Below are 17,586 nucleotides of genomic sequence, written 5' to 3' on the forward strand. Positions count from 1 at the left end.
GGTTGGCGGAGCCATGAAATCGAACGCGAACAAATCGAAAACGCCTCTGTTAAGCCTGCTGGGAATGTGCATTTCTTTGGCGATATATAGTTTGCCTGCTCAGTTGCAGGCAAGTGACGGGGTACAGTTTAACATCGACGTGTTAGATTTAAATGACAGGAAAAATATCGATCTGAGCCAATTTTCGCACGGCGGTTTTATTATGCCTGGGAAATATATCATGTCGGTTAATCTGAACACACTGGTGTTGCCTGAAGAACCTGTCGCATTCTATGCGCCGGAAGATGAGGGCAAGGGAAGCGTGGCCTGTATTTCGCCAACACTGGTTGAAAAACTCGGGCTTAAGTCAGATGCCTTAGCGAAATTACGTTGGTGGCATGACGGGCAGTGTTTGGATCTCGGCAGCCTTAATGGTCTGGAAGCCAAAGGCGATCTGGCGTCATCTACCTTGTATTTGAATATTCCGCAGGCCTACCTGGAATATTCATCGCCGGATTGGGATCCTCCATCTCGATGGGATGAAGGTATTCCAGGGTTGTTGCTGGATTATAATCTAAATTCACAGGTGCAGCGCACCCAGCAGAATAGCCAACAATCCTATAATCTAAGCGGGAACGGAACAGCGGGGGCCAATCTGGGGGCTTGGCGTTTACGTGCTGACTGGCAGATGAATATCAATCATCAAACCGGCACAGGCTTACCAACGCAGCAAGATTTTGACTGGAGTCGATATTATGCTTTCCGCGCGCTGCCTAAGTGGGGTGCTCGCTTGACTATGGGTGAGGATTATCTGGCGACGGATATTTTCGACAGTTTCCGCTATACCGGTTTTAGCGTGACTTCGGATGACAATATGTTGCCGCCCAATCTTCGCGGTTATGCGCCAGAAGTGACGGGGATAGCCAAAAGCAATGCCAAGGTCGTTATTAGTCAGATGGGCCGTGTGTTGTATGAAACCCGGGTTGCGGCGGGTCCATTCCGCATTCAGGATATTAATGATTCCATCAACGGGCAGCTGGATGTTCGGGTAGAAGAGCAAGATGGCAGCGTGCAGGAGTTTAAAGTAGATACCGCAAATATTCCTTATCTGACACGCCCTGGTACGGTGCGTTTCAAATTCGCGGGTGGTAAACCTTCTGATTGGAATCATCATGTGCGTGGTCCTCTGTTCGCTACTGGTGAGTTTTCCTGGGGTGTGAGCAACGGGTGGTCATTATATGGCGGCGCTTTGGGTGGGGGCGATTATAAAGCGTTATCTATGGGGCTAGGCCGCGATCTATTGGCATTTGGCGCGTTGTCTTTTGACTCCACGCAATCGCGAGCGGAATTACCCCAACAGGGCGGCACCAAAACCGGCGGCTCCTATCGGGTAAGTTATTCGAAGAGTTTTGATGAATATGATAGCCAAATCACCTTCGCTGGTTATCGTTTCTCTGAACAGAACTTTATGACGATGAGTGAATACCTCGACGCCCGTTATGATGAAAGTCGCCTCGGGAAAAGCCGAGAAATGTATACCATCACGCTGAATAAGCAGTTTCGCGATTTAGGGTTAAGTACCTATCTCAACTACAGTCATCAGACTTATTGGGACCAGCCTGTTAGCGAACGTTATAGTTTGGCTCTTTCGCGGTATTTCGATTTGGGAGCCATGAAAAATATCAGTGCGTCACTCACGGCTTTTCGGAATAAATTTCAGGGTGCCAAGGATGATGGCATGTATTTATCCTTTACCTTACCGTGGGGGGTTAATTCTAACTTCAGTTACAGCAGTTCGTGGAACCGTAATGAAAATACGCAGCGGCTTGGTTATTACGAAAGGCTGGACGAACACAATAACTATCAGTTGAGCACCGGGCTTTCACGCCGGGGAGGTTCAGCAAGTGGCTTTTATACCCATGAGGGTGATAACGCGCGCATCGGCGCCAACGCCAGTTACCAGGGGGGAAGTTACTCATCCATGGGGTTCTCATTGCAAGGTGGGATGACGGCCACCGCCAAGGGCGCGGCGCTACACCGCAACAGTACTTTGGGCGGGACGCGGTTGCTTTTAGATACCGAAGGCGTGGGCGATGTGCCGGTGCGTGGATTTGGGGCGACGGCGCGCACCAATATGTTCGGTAAAGCGGTAGTGGCGGATATCAACAGTTATTACCGCAGCAAGGCGAGTATCGATCTCAACACGTTGCCGGATAACGTTGACGCTACGCAGTCGGTGGTACAGGCGACATTAACCGAGGGGGCGATTGGCTATCGGCGCTTTAATGTGATTGCCGGGCAAAAGGCGATGGCGGTGATTAGCCTGGCCGACGGCAGCGCCCCGCCGTTTGGTGCGGTGGTCTACAACAGTCGGCAGCAACAGACCGGCCTGGTGAATGATGGCGGGAGTGTGTATCTGAGCGGAATTAAACCCAATACTGAAATGACAGTGAATTGGGATGGTAAGGCCCAATGCCGGATCACATTACCGACAATTCGAACGGATATTATGTTGAGCAACTTACTGTTGCCATGCCGCGTGAATACTGAGGCGAGAGCGGAATAAGCCGCCGAACCCATGACTATTTTAGTAAGAGCAAGCTTTATAAGACGGAACAATTTTATGCAAAAGAACATGGTAAAAATATTTTCAGTCGCCGGTGTGTTGTCGGCAATGGTATTGAGCAGTCAAGCCCAAGCCGCTATTGCGCTGGATCGTACTCGCGTAATTTTTAACGGTTCCGAGAAATCGGTGAGTCTGAATATCAGCAATAAAAATACTCAACTGCCGTATCTGGCGCAGGGATGGTTGGAAGATGCCGAAGGCAAGAAGATTAACAGCCCGCTAGTGGTATTGCCGCCGGTGCAGCGGCTGGAACCTGGAACACAGAGCCAAATAAAAGTGCAGTCGACGCCAGCAGTGAATTTGTTGGCACAGGATAGGGAGACGCTGTTCTATTTCAATCTGCGAGAAATACCGCCTAAAAGCGAGAAAGCCAACACATTACAAATAGCGTTGCAGACGCGCATCAAGCTGTTCTATCGCCCGGCGGCGATTACGCCAGGCAAAGGCAGTGCTTTTACGCCGTGGCAGGAGCAGTTAACGCTGACTCGTCAGGGGACGGGCTTCCAGGTGAATAATCCAACGCCTTATTACATCACGCTGGTTGATGCCAGCAACAGCAAGAAGGGAAAAACGGCACAGGGTTTTGAACCGTTAATGGTGCCGCCTAAGGGAAGCATTGCGCTGGGTGCCTCTGGGTTAGGCAATGCACCGGTGCTGACCTACATCAATGATTACGGTGGCCGCCCAGAGCTGACATTCAAATGCGGCGCCAGTGATTGCCAGGTCGTGCCTGACGCAAAAGGATAACAGAAACCGGCGGTACGTTTTACCGGTTGAAGCGAGCGGGGAAGAAGTCATGCAAAAAATGGACAACGGTTACAGCAATCTGAAGGGCAGATCTTTGGCGTGTCAAGCAGGCATGGTCTCCATGCTGTTGTTGGTCTTGCTGGCGGCCAATTCTGCGAAAGCAGAAGACGGAAATCACGGTGTGTTGTTTGTTCATGGTGCATTGACCGAGGGGGCTTGCCGGCTGGATATGGTGTCGGCGCGCCAGGACGTTTGGTTGGGGGAAACGGCGACCGGCAACCTGGCCAAAGTGGGGGAGCGTACAGAGCCGGTCGCCTTCCAGCTTCGCCTACGAGATTGCTTGCGTACTGGGGCAGCCATGCAGGACGAACGCAGGGGCAATAAAGTTTGGGATGCTTATCAGCCAGCAGTGAGCGTGAGTTTCAACGCCCCTGCGGATGCGGACAATCCGCGCTTGGTGAAGGTACGAGGCGCTGGCGGGATAGCGTTGCGATTATTGGACAGTGACAAAAAAGATGTACGTCTGGGGCACCGTAGCCGGCCTCAGTTGTTGGCGATAGGAAGCGACGCGTTGAATTTTTACGTGATGGCGGAACGCACGCGTGCGCCTATGGTGGCAGGAGCCTATCAGGCCGCAATTGATTTTCGGATGAACTATGACTGAGGCGAAAGCAATGGGCAAGTTATGGCGCTGTATGTGGCGAAAGGTGGGGACAAGCCTACTGCTCTCTCTCTCCTTAGCGGCCACTATGACGGTAACCTCGGCCTTAACCTTATCGGGAGTGTTGTTGGTGAGCCAGGTTGGTTGGGCAGCGACGGCGACGGTTACAGTCAAAGGTGCCGTGGTTGCCAAGCCCAAGTGTGAAATTAACGGCGGCCAGGATATTTTTGTGTCCTTCAATGAACTGATCACCACAAAAATTGATGGCGAAAAATACGGTAAAAGGCTTATCCCCTACGAGGTTAGCTGTAGCGGCAATATGTCCGGCAACGCCGGGTTGTTGAAAGTGAGCCTGCAAGGGTTATCGCCGGACTTTGGGGATGGTTTGCTGCACACCAACAATAACGATTTGGCGATTAAGCTACTGCAAGAGAATGGTCAACAGCTGAGGTTGAATGCCTGGATGAATTTTACTTATCCGCTTACGCCAAAGTTATACGCAGTACCGGTGAAGCGCAGCGGCGCCACGCTGAGAGGAGGGGACTTTTCCAGTTCCGCCACATTGCTCGTAGAGGTTCAATAAAGGAGATGCAAATGAAGATAATGAATATGGAAAAAATGAATATGGTGCGTGGCTCAGGCTTGGCCGCCATGATCTGCGTGGGGTTACTAACCATGGGGGCTGCGCAAGCGGTAAATGTAAAGTTTACCGGAAAGTTGGTTGAGCAACCCACGTGTACGCTGAATGAGGGTAAAGATATTAGCGTGGATTTTGCCAACGTAGCCATCAATAAAATAGACGGCGTCGCGTACAAAAAAATGGAAATTCCGTATAGCGTATCTTGTAACGGCGGTTCTGCGGGATACGGCGATCTGAAAGTCAAACTGGGGTTTGCACCGGTGTCCTGGGGGGACAGCAAACCGCTGCAGTCAAGCGTGGGTAACCTTGGCTTGCGTATTACACAAGGTACAGGCGACACCACTTACGTCAGCGATACCAAATTAATTATTGACGCTGCCAACCCTACTAAGCTTTACGCGGTGCCTATTGCGCGGCCAGGAACCATGCTGGTGGGGGCAGATTTTACTGGAACCGCGACGTTAACGGCGGAGTATGAATAATAAGGGTTTCTGCAACTGGGTGGGCAAAGCCCGGTTGCAGGAAACAAAGGCAGCAGCGTTAAACTAACAAGAAGCCAATACGTTACTTCATTGTAAAATCGGTATGCCGTTGATGGGTAATGTTTTTTATTTCTGTGCTTAACCGAAGATAGCAAGCGCTTTTTTCGTGTGAACTAATGTCATTTTTTTATTATTTTTAATACGTCCATGAGTGCAAAGAGAATTTATGGTTAATTATAAAGCGGTTTTTTTTAAAAATAAATTCCCATGGGCGAGACGTGCTATTTTGTCTTCCCTTTTGGTTTTTATTTATATCTGCAAAGCAAATGCAGGTATGGTGTGGGAAACCACCAATGCGCCTATTGTGAATGGGCTTATTAACTCCGGGAATTATGCTGGTGCAGGCGCCTCAGGCCGGCTTGTGAGCATTGATGTTAATGATCAGACGCAGAACCCTTGTTTTCAGCGCTCTTGTATAGTCACTATTGGGGTCTTTACCAATTTCAATCAATTCCTAGCCCCTTATGTAGGGACATCCTTATCTCCTACATGGCAAGCAACTCTTTATCCTGAGATGAACACCGCCTGGACAATGGGGGAGCTATATAAAATTATAACTAAAAAAGTTAAAAACCCCATAGATGTTGGGTTTAATGCACGTGGGTACCCTAATTTTAGTTATTATTGCGATCCTGATTATAGCCCCTCATTTTGTATTATTAAAAAAAAATGGGAGGCCTACTCAAAACTGTGCTATGCGCTTGTTTATCAGTTTTCGTCATCTGTATATTATAATGCTTTCCCTGGGCAAAGCTGCATTGGTCCCACGCCGCCAAATAATGAATGCAACATCGATGCAGGGGCGGTAACACTGGATCACGGTCAGTTAAGTACTGACGAAGTTAATGGCCATAAGAAAAAAGAGAGCGTGAGGCTTTCTTGTACTTATCCGGCTAACGCGGATATTTCTGTGGTGAGCAATAATGCCAGTGAGAAAATAGAGCTAAAAGCTGACGGGAGTCTTTTCTCGACCGTCACTATCGATGGTGTTCCCGGCATCACTGGCAAGAAAATCAACATTCCTACTGGTGGGGTCGCTATTGATCTGGAATCGACCTTGCACACCACCGGAAATGTTGAGGAAGGGCCATTCAGTGGTAATGCCATACTTATCATTAATTCATATTAATTATATGGTTTTTGCGTAATTGGCTAAAGTAAGACGGCCGATTATCCTTTAATTAATTGATTAGGCATTAATAACGACAAGCGAAAGTGCCCTGCAATTTTTGTAGGGCATATCGGCATATGATTTTTTGAGGCAAAGATGAAGGTTATCAATATTATCATCGATGATGACAATCGTTATTTTTCTGCTGGTCTGAAAAGCAGTTTAAATCAGTATGCTCAAGCCAATAATAAGGTGCTTTGTTTTTTAAATCAGGATGCAGTAACCCGACCTGATGTGATATTCGTTTCATCAAGACGAATTGCTCATCGTTGGCGAAGCGCGGCGCATGAAAATGGGTGCACGCCTGTCGTCATGATAAAGGAAAGGCCGATTATTTCTGATGAAGTTTCCCGCGTGCTGTATCGAACGGATAGCATTGATAAATTGTTCGTACTGTTGGCAAAAATACTGAGTGATAGCCGAGCCACAACGCGATTTGTATATCAGCCTCTAACCCGTCGCGAGCGTCAGGTAGTGAACTATCTTAGAAGAGGGTTTGACCAATCGCAAACCGCCAGGGTAATGGGGGTGAGCGTTAAAACGGTGCACAGCCATAAACGTTCGGTAATGGGTAAGCTGATGCTAAACCGCAGCCATGATTTTATTTATTGGCTGCTATCCCCAGAGGCAGAGTATTCCTAACCGTGATGGGGAATAATTTTAGTTGTTCTCATCTGCTATCTTTATAATGCTAAAAGATAATGGATTATGATTAATATTCCCCAAGGGAATATTAAATCTTGTTTTATTCAATTGCTAAATAACACAAAGGGAAAAGTATGAAAAAGACAGCAACTTTGCTTCTCGGCGCCTGCATCATGATGGCGTCTTACGCGCACGCCGGTTTTAACGGTAATCAGAATGTGCAGGGCAATAATGGCAACGCCAGCGGTGCCGGCAATAGCGACTTTGGCCAATGCATCAATGGCCAGGGGAAAAATGGCGGGCAATGTGGTGGCAATACCAACTCAAGCGCCAAGCCAAAAGAGAAAGATAAAGGTGATATCGTGAATGCGATCTGCGAATCGCCGTTTATGAAAAAATACTCACCGATATGCCAGTAATATTGATTTTAAATGACAAGCAGGGGTATCCCCTGCTTTTTTTGTGCTCATTGACTAAATGGCCTGTTGTTTCGACTAAGACCATAAGCTCGGTGAATTTTTTCGTTGGCAGTGATGGTGGCTTGCGTCATTTTCGCTGGGCATTATCTACACCAAGGGAAAGGTGAAGTGAATTTGTTTTATTTCGCGATATTTTTATTCTGCTTAAGCATGTATTCATTCTACAAACATGCGCAGCATATGAAGAAAAGGCAGTTGTCTATTCAAGGCTACGGCCATGCTTCCAGGTGGTTGGCATTACGACGTCATCATTGACGTCGCTTCGGAAATGTATGGCGTAGCATTTTTACCAGAGAGTGAGTTCCGCCTCAACGAAATTGGGCACGACTCGCCTGGTGCCGCCACTTTCACGCTTAATGCCGAGAATACGGTAACCCGGTTATCCTTGAAGCCAACGTTTGTGTGGGGGGAGGGAGCCAAGTAGGCAAGGGAACATTCGCCCTATGTCGCTGGCGCCGGGTTGAACAGCGCTTCAGCGCTGGCCCGCAGGGTGAGGCCTTTAGGCCGAATAATCGAACGCAGTTCGATGGAGAGTCCGTATCTCAGAAAGCAAAAAACCCGCCATAGGCGGGTTCTTCTGAAGATGGTGCCCGGACTCGGACAACCGGCGCTGGCGCCGCGTTGAACAGCGCTTCAGCGCTGGCCCGTAGGGTGAGGCCTTTAGGCCGAATAATCGAACGCAGTTCGATGGAGAGTCCGTATCTCAGAAAGCAAAAAACCCGCCATAGGCGGGTTCTTCTGAAGATGGTGCCCGGACTCGGACAACCGGCGCTGGCGCCGCGTTGAACAGCGCTTTAGCGCTGGCCCGTAGGGTGAGGCCTTTAGGCCGAATAATCGAACGCAGTTCGATGGAGAGTCCAGTCCCTGAAAAGCAAAAACCCAGCCATAGGCTGGGTTCTCTAAATAGTGGTGCCCGGACTCGGAATCGAACCAAGGACACGGGGATTTTCAATCCCCTGCTCTACCGACTGAGCTATCCGGGCAACGGGCAGCATTAAACCGTATTAGCCGAAAGCCGTCAACGGCTTTATGCGTGAAATACGCGAAAATGCCTCCGGTTGCTGGCTTTTCAGGCAAAGGGCGCAAAAAATGCGCCTGTTGGGGCTATCGCCTCGAGTTGGTGGCGCTGCCAACCCTGCCGATTCAGCTCAACGCCCCGTTGCGGCGGCACTGCGCCACCTGCAAGATGTCTTCCGCCAGCCGTTTGGCGACCGATACGTCCTGGAGCTGGCGTTTTACCAGCAGTTTGCTCAGGCAGCCTTCCTGAATCAGCTCCATTTGCTGCGCCACCATGTCGGCGTCGTCGGCATCCATGTCGCGCAGCAGCTCGCGGGTCAGCTCCAGCGAGGTCAGCTTCTGTTGCTCCGCCAGTTGGTGGATCGGATGATCCGTTTCCGGGAAGAAGCTGCAGGCGGCGATAAACAGGCAGCCGGGGTAGCGGTCTTGCTGCACGTATTCCGCCAGCACGTCATAGCGCGCCAGCAGCTTTTGCTGCGGGCTCAGGTTTTCGTCCAGCAGCAGCTGGCGGCGCCAGGTGTCGATCTGTTGGCCGTGGTAGCGCAGGCAGTCGTACAGCAGCGCTTCGCGATCCGGCCAGAACCGTTTGAGATCGCCGGGCTGAACGTCGAGTTTTTCCGCCAGCATCTCTAATGTGGCGGTCGCTAGGCCCTGTTGTTCCAACAGGCCCAGCGCGGTATCAAGGACGTGTTCACGTTGCACTTGTGCTTCCTCCCATTCGCTTCCGATCTTCAGTGTCAGTTATCACATCACTTTCTGCAAATGCGCGTTGAAGGCTTCTGCCTTCATAAAACCGGTGACCCGCTCGGCCGTCAGCTCGCGGCCCGCCGGATCGAAGAACAGGATCGTCGGCAGCCCCAGCACCTGCAGGTGTTTCAGCAGCGCCGCCTGTTCCGCACCGTTGGCGGTCACATCCGCCTGCAGCAGCACCGCGTTGGCCAGGCTTGCCTGCACCGCGGCGTCGCTGAAGGTGTATTTTTCGAACTCTTTACAGGCCACGCACCAGTCAGCGTACAGATCCAGCATCACCGGCTTGCCCCGCGCCTGTTGCAGCGCGAGATCGAGCTGTTCGACGTTGTTGATGCGGGTAAAGGCCAGGTGCGGCTGAGGCGCCAGGTGCGCCTGGTCGGCGCCGAAAGCCCAGTCCTGCAGCGGCCGTGCGGCGATCACCGCCGCCGCCAGCAACAGAAGTTGCAGGGCGCGCGCCCAGCCGCGCGCGCTTCTCAGGCTCAGGGCAAAGGCCCAGCCGAAGAACGCCAGGCCGAGCAGACTCCACAGGCGCATGCCCCACAGATCGCCGATCACCCGTTCCAGCAGGAACACCGGCAGCGCCAGAATGACGAAGCCGAAGGCCTCTTTCACGTACTGCATCCACGGGCCGCTGCGCGGCAGCAGGCGGTTGCCGAACAGGGTGACGATCACCAGCGGAATGCCCATCCCCAGCGCGTACAGGTACAGCGTGCCGCCGCCGGCCCACAGATTGCCGCTTTGGGCGATATACAGCAGGATGGCGCTGAGCGGCGCGGTGGTGCAGGGGGAACAGATCAGCCCGGCCAGCGCGCCCATCAGGAATACGCCGGTCAGTGAGCCGCCGCGCTGGGTGTTGCTCCAGCTCGCCAGCCGGGTTTGCAGCGCCGAGGGCAGCTGCAGGGAATAGAGGCCGAACATCGACAGCGCCAGCGCGATGAACAGCGCCGACAGGCCAATCAGCACGTAAGGATGCTGCAGCGCCGCCTGGAACTGCAATCCTGCGGCGGCCACCACCAAGCCCAGCAGGGTGTAGGTGAGCGCCATGCCCTGCACGTAAACCAGCGCCAGCGCCAGAATGCGGCCGCTGCTTTGCGGCCGGTCTCGGCCGAGGATGATGCCGGAGATCAGCGGATACATCGGCAGTACGCACGGGGTGAAGGCGATGCCGATGCCGATCAGCAATGCCCACAGCGGCGAAAACGGCAGGCTGGCCGGTGCGGCGGGGGCTTCAGCCGGTGCAGAGGCCGAGAGCGGCGCGGCTGCGGTGGCGCTGACCGCGTCCAGCGGGATGGTTCGGGTTTCCGGCGGATAGCAGAAGCCGGCCTCGGCGCAGCCTTGATAGGTGACGCTGAGGCTGGCGTTGGCCGCCGCCTGTTGCAGCGGCACCTGCAGATTCAGCTGCTGTTTGAAAATCGCCACTTCGCCGAAGAACTCGTCCTTGTGGCTCAGCCCTTCGGGCAGGGTAAAGGCGCCGAGCGTCGCCTGCTGCGGCACCAGTTTGATCTGCTGGCGATACAGGTAATAGCCGGGGCGGATCTGCCAGTTCAGCGTCACCTGGCCGCCTTGCTGTTTGAAATCGAAGGCGAAGGCCTGATCGACGGGTACGAACTGGCTGCCGCCCTTCGGCGCGAACAGCGAAGCCTGCGCCGCCTGCGGCAGGAAGCACAGGCTGCACAGCAGCAAAATCAGTTTAATGAAGCGTTGATCCATAACAGGTAGTCTTTATCTCCGGCCATCACCGGCAAGACCAGCAGCTCAGGCGTCTGGTTTGGGTGATGTTGTTTCAGGGTGTCGAGCAGGGCTTGCTGACGGCGGCGATCGCTTTTGAACAGCATCTGCACTTCGTATTCCTGTTCCAGTTTCCCTTCCCAGTAATACAGCGAGGTGGCGCCGGGCAGCAGCGTGGCGCAGGCCGCCAGCTTATCGCCCAGGACCCGCGCCGCCAGTTCCTGGGCGCTGGCTTCATCGGGTGCGGTACAGAGTATGACGACAGCTTCGCAATCAGACATCTTCAGCCCTCTCATCGGTTCGAATGGGCACTATACCCTGAAGGCGGATTGGCTAGAAGGCGAGTTTATCGCCAGAAAGAAAACCGGGGCCGCAGCCCCGGTCTACGCCTTACAGCATGACGCTGCCGAGCAGGAAGCCGAATACCACCGCGAAAATCACGCCCATGGTGCCGGGAATGAAGAACGGGTGGTTGAACACGAAGCGGCCGATGCGCGTGGTGCCGGTATCGTCCATCTGCACCGCGGCGACCAATGTCGGGTAGGTCGGCAGGATGAACAGGCCGGAAACGGCGGCGAAGGAGGCGACGGCGGTCAGCGGCGACACGTTCAGCGCCAGCGCCATCGGCATCAGCGCCTTGGCGGTGGCGGCCTGCGAGTACAGCAGCGCCGAGCAGAAGAAGAAGATCACCGCCAGCAGCCACGGGTGCGCCTGAATGACGCTGCCGGCCGTCTCTTTGATCCAATCGATGTTGGCCTGGACGAAAGTATCGCCCAGCCAGGCGACGCCGAGGATACAGATACAGGCGCTCATGCCGGCCTTGAAGGTGCTGGAGTTCAGCACCATGTCGGTGTCGACGCGGCACAGCAGGGTGGTCAGCGTGGCGACGCTCAGCATGATGATCAGAATGGCGTTGGTGGTGTTCATCAGCGGCTTGGCCACCAGACCCAGGCCCGGGCTGTTGATGATGGCGTAGGCGACCACGCACAGCACGCCGAGCAGGAACAGCAGCACCGAGGTTTTGGCGCGTGGTTTGATCGCCAGCGCGTTGTTGCCGCGCAGGGTGATCAGGCCTTCTTCCAGGCGTTTCAGGTACACCGGATCGTTAGACAGTTTGGAGTCGAACAGCCAGGTTACCAGCAGCGACATCACCAGCACCGCGCAGAAGGTGGACGGGATCACCACCATCAGCAGGTGCAGGTAGCTGACGCCGTGGCCTTCCATCACCGAAGACATGTACACCACCGCGGCTGAGATCGGCGAGGCGGTGATGGCGATCTGGGCGGACACCACGGCGGTCGACAGCGGGCGGCAAGGCTTGATGCCCTGTTCTTTCGCCACTTCGGCGATCACCGGCAGCGCCGAGAGCGAGATGTTGCCGGTGCCGGCGAAGATGGTCAGGAAGTAGGTGACGATAGGGGCGAGAATGGTGATGTGCTTGGGGTTCTTGCGCAGCAGTTTTTCGGTCTGTTGCACCAGGTAGTCCATCCCCCCGGCGACCTGCATGGCGGAGATCGCCGCAATCACCGCCATGATGATGGAGATGACGTCGAAGGGAATGTTGCCCGGTTTGACGCCGATCAGCGCCAGCGCCAATACGCCCAGTCCCCCCGCGAACCCGATACCGATACCGCCCAACCTGGCCCCTAAAAAGATGGCCAGCAGAACGATAACCAATTCTACGGCTAGCATAGTGTTTACTCCTTAAAATGAGATTTCCCGTCATCCTTGAAACTGCATCGGTGTTGGCTGCGAGCGCTCACCCCAGTCACTTACTTGAGTAAGCTCCTGGGGACTTGCGCTCTTGCCGCCTTGATGCAGTCCCAATGATTTAGGGTGTAAATTGAAAATAAAACGTTAAAATTTTGTGGGCGCCTAAAAGTAAAAAGGCACGCTATCCAGAGGATTTAGCGTGCCTTTCAGGGCTACCGGGTAGGTCTGTTATTGTTCATTTTCATCCGTATAGCGTTTAGCTTTATAGGCCGGGTGCATCAGGTTCTCCACGGAGAAGATGTCATCCAGCTCGGCTTCGGTCAGCAGGCCGCGTTCCAGCACCACTTCGCGCACGCTCTTGCCGGTTTCGGCGCAGATCTTCCCGACGATGTCACCGTTATGGTGGCCGATGAACGGGTTCAGATAGGTGACGATACCGATCGAGTTGAAGACGTAGTGTTCGCAGACTTCTTTATTCGCGGTGATGCCGTTAATGCATTTTTCCAGCAGGTTGTAGCAGGCGTTGGTCAGGATGTGGATCGACTCGAACATCGCCTGGCCGATCACCGGCTCCATCACGTTCAGCTGCAGCTGGCCCGCTTCGGCCGCCATGGTAACGCAAGTGTCGTTGCCAATCACCTTGAAACACACCTGATTGACCACTTCTGGCACCACCGGGTTCACTTTGGCCGGCATGATGGACGATCCCGCCTGCAGCTCCGGCAGGTTGATTTCGTTCAGGCCGGCGCGCGGGCCGGAGGAGAGCAGGCGCAGGTCATTACAGATTTTGGACAGTTTCACCGCCAGGCGTTTGAGCGCGCTGTGCACCATCACGTAGGCGCCGCAGTCGGAGGTGGCTTCGATCAGGTCTTCCGCCGGCACCACCGGCAGGCCGCTGACTTCCGCCAGTTTTTGCACCGCCAGCGGCTGGTAGCCTTCCGGGGTGTTGAGCGCGGTGCCGATGGCGGTGGCGCCGAGGTTCACTTCCAGCAGCAGCTCCGCGGTGCGGTGCAGGTTGCGGGTCTCTTCGTTCAGCAGCACGCTGAAGGCGTGGAATTCTTGGCCGAGGGTCATCGGCACCGCGTCCTGCAGCTGGGTGCGGCCCATTTTCAGGATGGTTTCGAACTCTTTCGCCTTGCGATCGAAGCCTTCGCGCAGCTGGTTGATGGCGTCGATCAGTTTCTGGTTGGAGGCGTACACCGCGATGCGGAACCCAGTCGGGTAGGCGTCGTTGGTGGACTGGCATTTATTGAGGTGATCGTTCGGGTTCAGGTACTGGTATTCGCCTTTTTGATGGCCCATCAGCTCCAGGCCGATGTTCGCCAGCACTTCGTTGGTGTTCATATTCAGCGAGGTGCCCGCGCCGCCCTGGAATACGTCCACCGGGAACTGATCCATGCACTTGCCTTTATCCAGCACCTCGTCGCAGGCCTGGATGATCACGTCGGCGATTTTGCGCGGGATGGTTTTGAGTTCTTTGTTGGCCATCGCCGCGGCCTTTTTCACCATCACCATGCCGCGAACGAACTCGGGGACATCGCTGATTTTGCTGTTGCTGATGTAGAAGTTTTCAATCGCACGCAGAGTGTGAACTCCGTAGTAAGCGTCTGCGGGGACTTCACGTGTTCCTAACAGGTCTTCTTCGATACGAATGTTGTTTGACATGAGAACCTTCTCTATGTGTTGCTGCCGAATTAATAATTTGTCAGGTCAAGGCTAGTAAGGGCACAGCCTAAATTAATATTGCCGAAGGCTTGGGGCGTGAAACGATTAACCAAATCGCCCGTAGCTGCCCAGATCATATGCTGGTTGGTAAGAAATGACTGAATCCAGATCACCTTATGGTGTTTAAGGATATGCCCTTTTTCGGTTCTGTGACTTCTTTCACGTTTGTGAACTTTAGCAATAAAAACCGGCTCTCGGTTGAAATGGTGGGGGGATGCCCTCATTGTAATAGTGTCGGCCGTTTACGGCCTCTTTTTTCGCGCCGTCGCCCCGTGGCGGCCGTGCCTTACCTACCGATAGGAGAACCAGGTGCGCTGGTTACCGCTACTGCTGATATTTCTGCTGGCTTACATAGAAATATCCATCTTTATCAAAGTCGCCGCCGTGCTCGGCGTGGCTGTCACCCTGCTGCTGGTGGTGTTCAGCTCCTGCGTCGGCATTTCGCTGGTGCGCAATCAGGGCATGAAAACCTTCGTGCAGATGCAGCAAAAACTGGCGGCCGGCGAAAGCCCGGCGGCGGAAATGGTGAAAAGCGTTTCGCTGGTGCTGGCGGGCTTCCTGCTGCTGATACCGGGTTTCTTCACCGATTTCCTCGGCCTGTTGCTGCTGCTGCCGCCGGTGCAAAAATCGCTGACGCTGAAACTGATGCCGCACCTGTCGGTGTATCGCCCCGGCGGTTGGACGGGCGGTGACGCCGCCAACGGCAATACCTTCGACGGCGAATTCCAGCGCAAGGACGATGAACGCCCGGTGCTGGAACACCGCCCGGACGAGGGTCGCAAACCTCACGATCGTTAAGCAAACGCGGCTCTGGCCGCGTTTTTCATCTCTGCGGCACTCGTCGGACCAAAAATGCGAAATTTTTTTTGTTCGCCCCCTTGAAGGGGGCTGGAACGCCCCCATCTCAAATGCCACGAGGCCGGTAATAACAACCATCCGGTGTACAACCCTAAATCTGATAGAGACCTTCTTACAGGAGAGCGTTCAATGAGTATTCGTCCATTGCATGACCGCGTTATCGTCAAGCGCAAAGAAGTTGAATCAAAATCTGCTGGCGGCATCGTCCTGACTGGCTCTGCTGCGGGTAAATCCACTCGCGGTGAAGTGGTTGCAGTGGGTAAAGGGCGTGTGCTGGAAAACGGCAACATCCAACCGCTGGATGTGAAAGTTGGCGATATCGTGATTTTCAACGACGGCTACGGCGTGAAAGCAGAGAAGATCGACAATGAAGAAGTGTTGATCATGTCCGAAAGCGACATTCTGGCAATTGTTGAAGCGTAATTGCGCTTTATCTTCTGAACTGAACGAGTTGAAGGGAAATACCAATGGCAGCTAAAGACGTAAAATTCGGCAATGACGCTCGCGTGAAAATGCTCCGCGGCGTGAATGTTCTCGCTGATGCAGTAAAAGTGACCCTGGGCCCGAAAGGCCGCAACGTAGTGCTGGATAAATCTTTCGGCGCACCGACCATCACCAAAGACGGCGTTTCCGTTGCGCGTGAAATCGAACTGGAAGACAAGTTCGAGAACATGGGCGCACAGATGGTGAAAGAAGTGGCCTCCAAAGCGAACGACGCGGCGGGCGACGGCACCACCACTGCAACCGTACTGGCTCAATCCATCATCACCGAAGGCCTGAAAGCGGTTGCTGCAGGCATGAACCCGATGGATCTGAAGCGCGGCATCGACAAAGCGGTTGTCGCTGCGGTTGAGGAACTGAAAAAACTGTCCGTACCTTGCTCCGATTCCAAAGCTATCGCTCAGGTCGGCACCATCTCCGCCAACTCCGACGAAACCGTGGGTAAACTGATCGCGGAAGCGATGGAGAAAGTGGGCAAAGAAGGCGTCATCACCGTTGAAGAAGGCACCGGCCTGCAAGACGAGCTGGACGTGGTTGAAGGTATGCAGTTCGACCGCGGTTACCTGTCCCCATACTTCATCAACAAGCCGGAAACCGGTTCTGTTGAGCTGGAAAGCCCGTTCATCCTGCTGGCTGACAAGAAGATCTCCAACATCCGCGAAATGCTGCCGGTGCTGGAAGCCGTTGCCAAAGCAGGCAAACCGCTGCTGATCATCGCTGAAGACGTTGAAGGTGAAGCGCTGGCGACCCTGGTGGTCAACACCATGCGCGGCATCGTGAAAGTGGCTGCCGTTAAGGCGCCTGGCTTCGGCGACCGTCGTAAAGCCATGCTGCAGGACATCGCTACCCTGACTGCCGGTACCGTTATCTCTGAAGAGATCGGTCTGGAGCTGGAAAAAGCCACCCTGGAAGACCTGGGTCAGGCGAAACGCGTTGTCATCAACAAAGACACCACCATCATCATCGATGGCGTGGGCGACGAAGCGACCATCCAGGGCCGCGTTGCTCAAATTCGTCAGCAGATCGAAGAAGCGACCTCTGACTACGATCGTGAAAAACTGCAGGAGCGCGTAGCGAAACTGGCCGGCGGCGTTGCCGTTATCAAGGTTGGCGCAGCCACTGAAGTTGAAATGAAAGAGAAGAAAGCCCGCGTTGAAGACGCCCTGCACGCGACCCGCGCCGCAGTGGAAGAAGGCGTGGTTGCCGGCGGCGGCGTAGCGCTGATCCGCGTTGCAGGCAAAATCGCCGCGCTGAAAGGCGACAACGAAGACCAGAACGTGGGTATCAAAGTTGCGCTGCGCGCAATGGAAGCCCCTCTGCGTCAGATCGTGGTCAACGCCGGTGAAGAAGCTTCCGTTATCGCCAACCAGGTGAAAGCGGGCGAAGGCAGCTACGGCTACAACGCTTACTCTGAAGAATACGGCGACATGATCGCGATGGGTATCCTGGATCCAACCAAAGTGACCCGTTCTGCTCTGCAGTACGCGGCTTCCGTGGCTGGCCTGATGATCACCACCGAATGCATGGTCACCGACCTGCCGAAGGCTGACGCACCGGATCTGGGCGCAGCAGGCGGCATGGGTGGCATGGGCGGTATGGGCGGCATGATGTAATCATCCCCCACACGCTTGTGTGCTGAAGGCCCCGGTCAAATGACCGGGGTTTTTTTTTAGCTTAAAAATCAATAAAAAGAATGTTTATTTAGCTTGTTATTAGTTCACTGAATGAATTATTGCATTATTTTTCTTTTACCCTAAACCGTTGTCGTTTCGTACCGATATAGCCCTTACCGAGCGGGGAATTT

16 protein-coding genes and 1 tRNA gene are annotated in these 17,586 nt (G+C 54.0%); 11 read left to right on the forward strand and 6 right to left on the reverse strand.

Going from position 1 to position 17,586, the window contains the following annotated elements; translation table 11 throughout:
- The first annotated feature begins 13 nt into the window (after positions 1-13).
- The 8 genes from ACP3TA_RS07275 to ACP3TA_RS07310 all read left to right on the forward strand — a co-directional run bounded on the left by ACP3TA_RS07275 (position 14) and on the right by ACP3TA_RS07310 (position 7,430).
- On the forward strand, positions 14-2,545 hold the full coding sequence (locus ACP3TA_RS07275) for an outer membrane usher protein (RefSeq protein ID WP_050594394.1): 2,532 nt from the start codon (positions 14-16) through the stop codon (positions 2,543-2,545).
- A gap of 57 nt (positions 2,546-2,602) precedes the next feature.
- On the forward strand, positions 2,603-3,352 hold the full coding sequence (locus tag ACP3TA_RS07280) for a fimbria/pilus periplasmic chaperone (protein ID WP_033641598.1): 750 nt from the start codon (positions 2,603-2,605) through the stop codon (positions 3,350-3,352).
- A gap of 49 nt (positions 3,353-3,401) precedes the next feature.
- A complete protein-coding gene (locus ACP3TA_RS07285; protein WP_033641599.1) occupies positions 3,402-4,016 on the forward strand; it encodes a fimbrial protein in 615 nt (204 codons plus the stop codon).
- Positions 4,009-4,596: a fimbrial protein gene (locus ACP3TA_RS07290; protein WP_050594395.1), complete on the forward strand. Its 588-nt coding sequence runs from the start codon at positions 4,009-4,011 to the stop codon at positions 4,594-4,596. The genes ACP3TA_RS07285 and ACP3TA_RS07290 overlap by 8 nt, the downstream gene beginning before the upstream one ends.
- Before the next feature lie 11 nt (positions 4,597-4,607).
- Positions 4,608-5,135 carry a fimbrial protein gene (locus ACP3TA_RS07295; protein WP_033641600.1) on the forward strand — a complete coding sequence of 176 codons (528 nt, stop codon included), beginning with the start codon at positions 4,608-4,610 and terminating at the stop codon, positions 5,133-5,135.
- Between the two features lie 226 nt (positions 5,136-5,361).
- Positions 5,362-6,324 (forward strand): hypothetical protein, encoded by a 963-nt coding sequence (locus ACP3TA_RS07300; protein ID WP_128868668.1) that lies wholly within the window; start codon positions 5,362-5,364, stop codon positions 6,322-6,324.
- Between the two features lie 138 nt (positions 6,325-6,462).
- Entirely contained in the window at positions 6,463-7,008 is a 546-nt protein-coding gene (locus tag ACP3TA_RS07305; RefSeq protein WP_071845104.1) for a helix-turn-helix transcriptional regulator, read from the forward strand.
- A gap of 137 nt (positions 7,009-7,145) precedes the next feature.
- Complete coding sequence (locus ACP3TA_RS07310) at positions 7,146-7,430, forward strand: hypothetical protein (protein ID WP_046688092.1); 285 nt, start codon at positions 7,146-7,148, stop codon at positions 7,428-7,430.
- 967 nt (positions 7,431-8,397) lie between these two features.
- Here the strand turns inward: ACP3TA_RS07310 and ACP3TA_RS07315 are convergent.
- The 6 genes from ACP3TA_RS07315 to aspA all read right to left on the reverse strand — a co-directional run bounded on the left by ACP3TA_RS07315 (position 8,398) and on the right by aspA (position 14,363).
- Positions 8,398-8,473 (reverse strand) — tRNA-Phe (locus tag ACP3TA_RS07315).
- Between the two features lie 160 nt (positions 8,474-8,633).
- On the reverse strand, positions 8,634-9,209 hold the full coding sequence (gene dicD, locus ACP3TA_RS07320) for a division control transcriptional repressor DicD (RefSeq protein WP_015376374.1): 576 nt from the start codon (positions 9,207-9,209) through the stop codon (positions 8,634-8,636).
- 42 nt (positions 9,210-9,251) lie between these two features.
- Positions 9,252-10,967 carry a protein-disulfide reductase DsbD gene (locus ACP3TA_RS07325; protein WP_206196398.1) on the reverse strand — a complete coding sequence of 572 codons (1,716 nt, stop codon included), beginning with the start codon at positions 10,965-10,967 and terminating at the stop codon, positions 9,252-9,254.
- Positions 10,943-11,266, reverse strand: a complete 324-nt coding sequence (cutA, locus tag ACP3TA_RS07330; RefSeq protein ID WP_206196397.1) for a divalent cation tolerance protein CutA — start codon at positions 11,264-11,266, stop codon at positions 10,943-10,945. The genes ACP3TA_RS07325 and cutA overlap by 25 nt, the downstream gene beginning before the upstream one ends.
- 109 nt (positions 11,267-11,375) lie before the next feature.
- Positions 11,376-12,677, reverse strand: coding sequence for an anaerobic C4-dicarboxylate transporter (locus ACP3TA_RS07335; protein ID WP_046897952.1), 1,302 nt, complete (start codon positions 12,675-12,677; stop codon positions 11,376-11,378).
- A 249-nt stretch (positions 12,678-12,926) separates the two neighbouring features.
- The gene (gene aspA / locus ACP3TA_RS07340) at positions 12,927-14,363 is read right to left on the reverse strand and encodes an aspartate ammonia-lyase (RefSeq protein ID WP_004929659.1); all 1,437 of its coding nucleotides are present in this window, start codon (positions 14,361-14,363) and stop codon (positions 12,927-12,929) included.
- 369 nt (positions 14,364-14,732) lie between these two features.
- Here aspA and ACP3TA_RS07345 point away from each other — a divergent pair, with 369 nt between their 5' ends.
- From ACP3TA_RS07345 to groL, 3 genes are all read left to right on the forward strand, one after another.
- Complete coding sequence (locus ACP3TA_RS07345; protein WP_069100392.1) at positions 14,733-15,221, forward strand: FxsA family protein; 489 nt, start codon at positions 14,733-14,735, stop codon at positions 15,219-15,221.
- A 189-nt stretch (positions 15,222-15,410) separates the two neighbouring features.
- Positions 15,411-15,704: a co-chaperone GroES gene (locus ACP3TA_RS07350; protein ID WP_004929661.1), complete on the forward strand. Its 294-nt coding sequence runs from the start codon at positions 15,411-15,413 to the stop codon at positions 15,702-15,704.
- Positions 15,705-15,748: 44 nt separating this feature from the next.
- Positions 15,749-17,395 (forward strand): chaperonin GroEL, encoded by a 1,647-nt coding sequence (gene groL, locus ACP3TA_RS07355; protein WP_004929662.1) that lies wholly within the window; start codon positions 15,749-15,751, stop codon positions 17,393-17,395.
- The last annotated feature ends 191 nt before the right edge of the window (positions 17,396-17,586 follow it).

The organism is Serratia sp. 2C06 (genome assembly GCF_050037615.1).
GTDB classification, from domain to species: Bacteria; Pseudomonadota; Gammaproteobacteria; order Enterobacterales; family Enterobacteriaceae; genus Serratia; species Serratia ureilytica.

Coding starts and splice junctions, on each gene's coding strand:
- ACP3TA_RS07305 (WP_071845104.1), top strand. CDS start 6,463: ATGAAGGTTATCAATATTATCATCGATGATGACAATCGTTATTTTTCT.
- ACP3TA_RS07290 (WP_050594395.1), top strand. CDS start 4,009: ATGACTGAGGCGAAAGCAATGGGCAAGTTATGGCGCTGTATGTGGCGA.
- ACP3TA_RS07275 (WP_050594394.1), top strand. CDS start 14: ATGAAATCGAACGCGAACAAATCGAAAACGCCTCTGTTAAGCCTGCTG.
- ACP3TA_RS07310 (WP_046688092.1), top strand. CDS start 7,146: ATGAAAAAGACAGCAACTTTGCTTCTCGGCGCCTGCATCATGATGGCG.
- cutA (WP_206196397.1), bottom strand. CDS start 11,266: ATGTCTGATTGCGAAGCTGTCGTCATACTCTGTACCGCACCCGATGAA.
- ACP3TA_RS07280 (WP_033641598.1), top strand. CDS start 2,603: ATGCAAAAGAACATGGTAAAAATATTTTCAGTCGCCGGTGTGTTGTCG.
- ACP3TA_RS07295 (WP_033641600.1), top strand. CDS start 4,608: ATGAAGATAATGAATATGGAAAAAATGAATATGGTGCGTGGCTCAGGC.
- ACP3TA_RS07285 (WP_033641599.1), top strand. CDS start 3,402: ATGCAAAAAATGGACAACGGTTACAGCAATCTGAAGGGCAGATCTTTG.
- ACP3TA_RS07335 (WP_046897952.1), bottom strand. CDS start 12,677: ATGCTAGCCGTAGAATTGGTTATCGTTCTGCTGGCCATCTTTTTAGGG.
- ACP3TA_RS07350 (WP_004929661.1), top strand. CDS start 15,411: ATGAGTATTCGTCCATTGCATGACCGCGTTATCGTCAAGCGCAAAGAA.
- ACP3TA_RS07300 (WP_128868668.1), top strand. CDS start 5,362: ATGGTTAATTATAAAGCGGTTTTTTTTAAAAATAAATTCCCATGGGCG.
- groL (WP_004929662.1), top strand. CDS start 15,749: ATGGCAGCTAAAGACGTAAAATTCGGCAATGACGCTCGCGTGAAAATG.
- ACP3TA_RS07325 (WP_206196398.1), bottom strand. CDS start 10,967: ATGGATCAACGCTTCATTAAACTGATTTTGCTGCTGTGCAGCCTGTGC.
- aspA (WP_004929659.1), bottom strand. CDS start 14,363: ATGTCAAACAACATTCGTATCGAAGAAGACCTGTTAGGAACACGTGAA.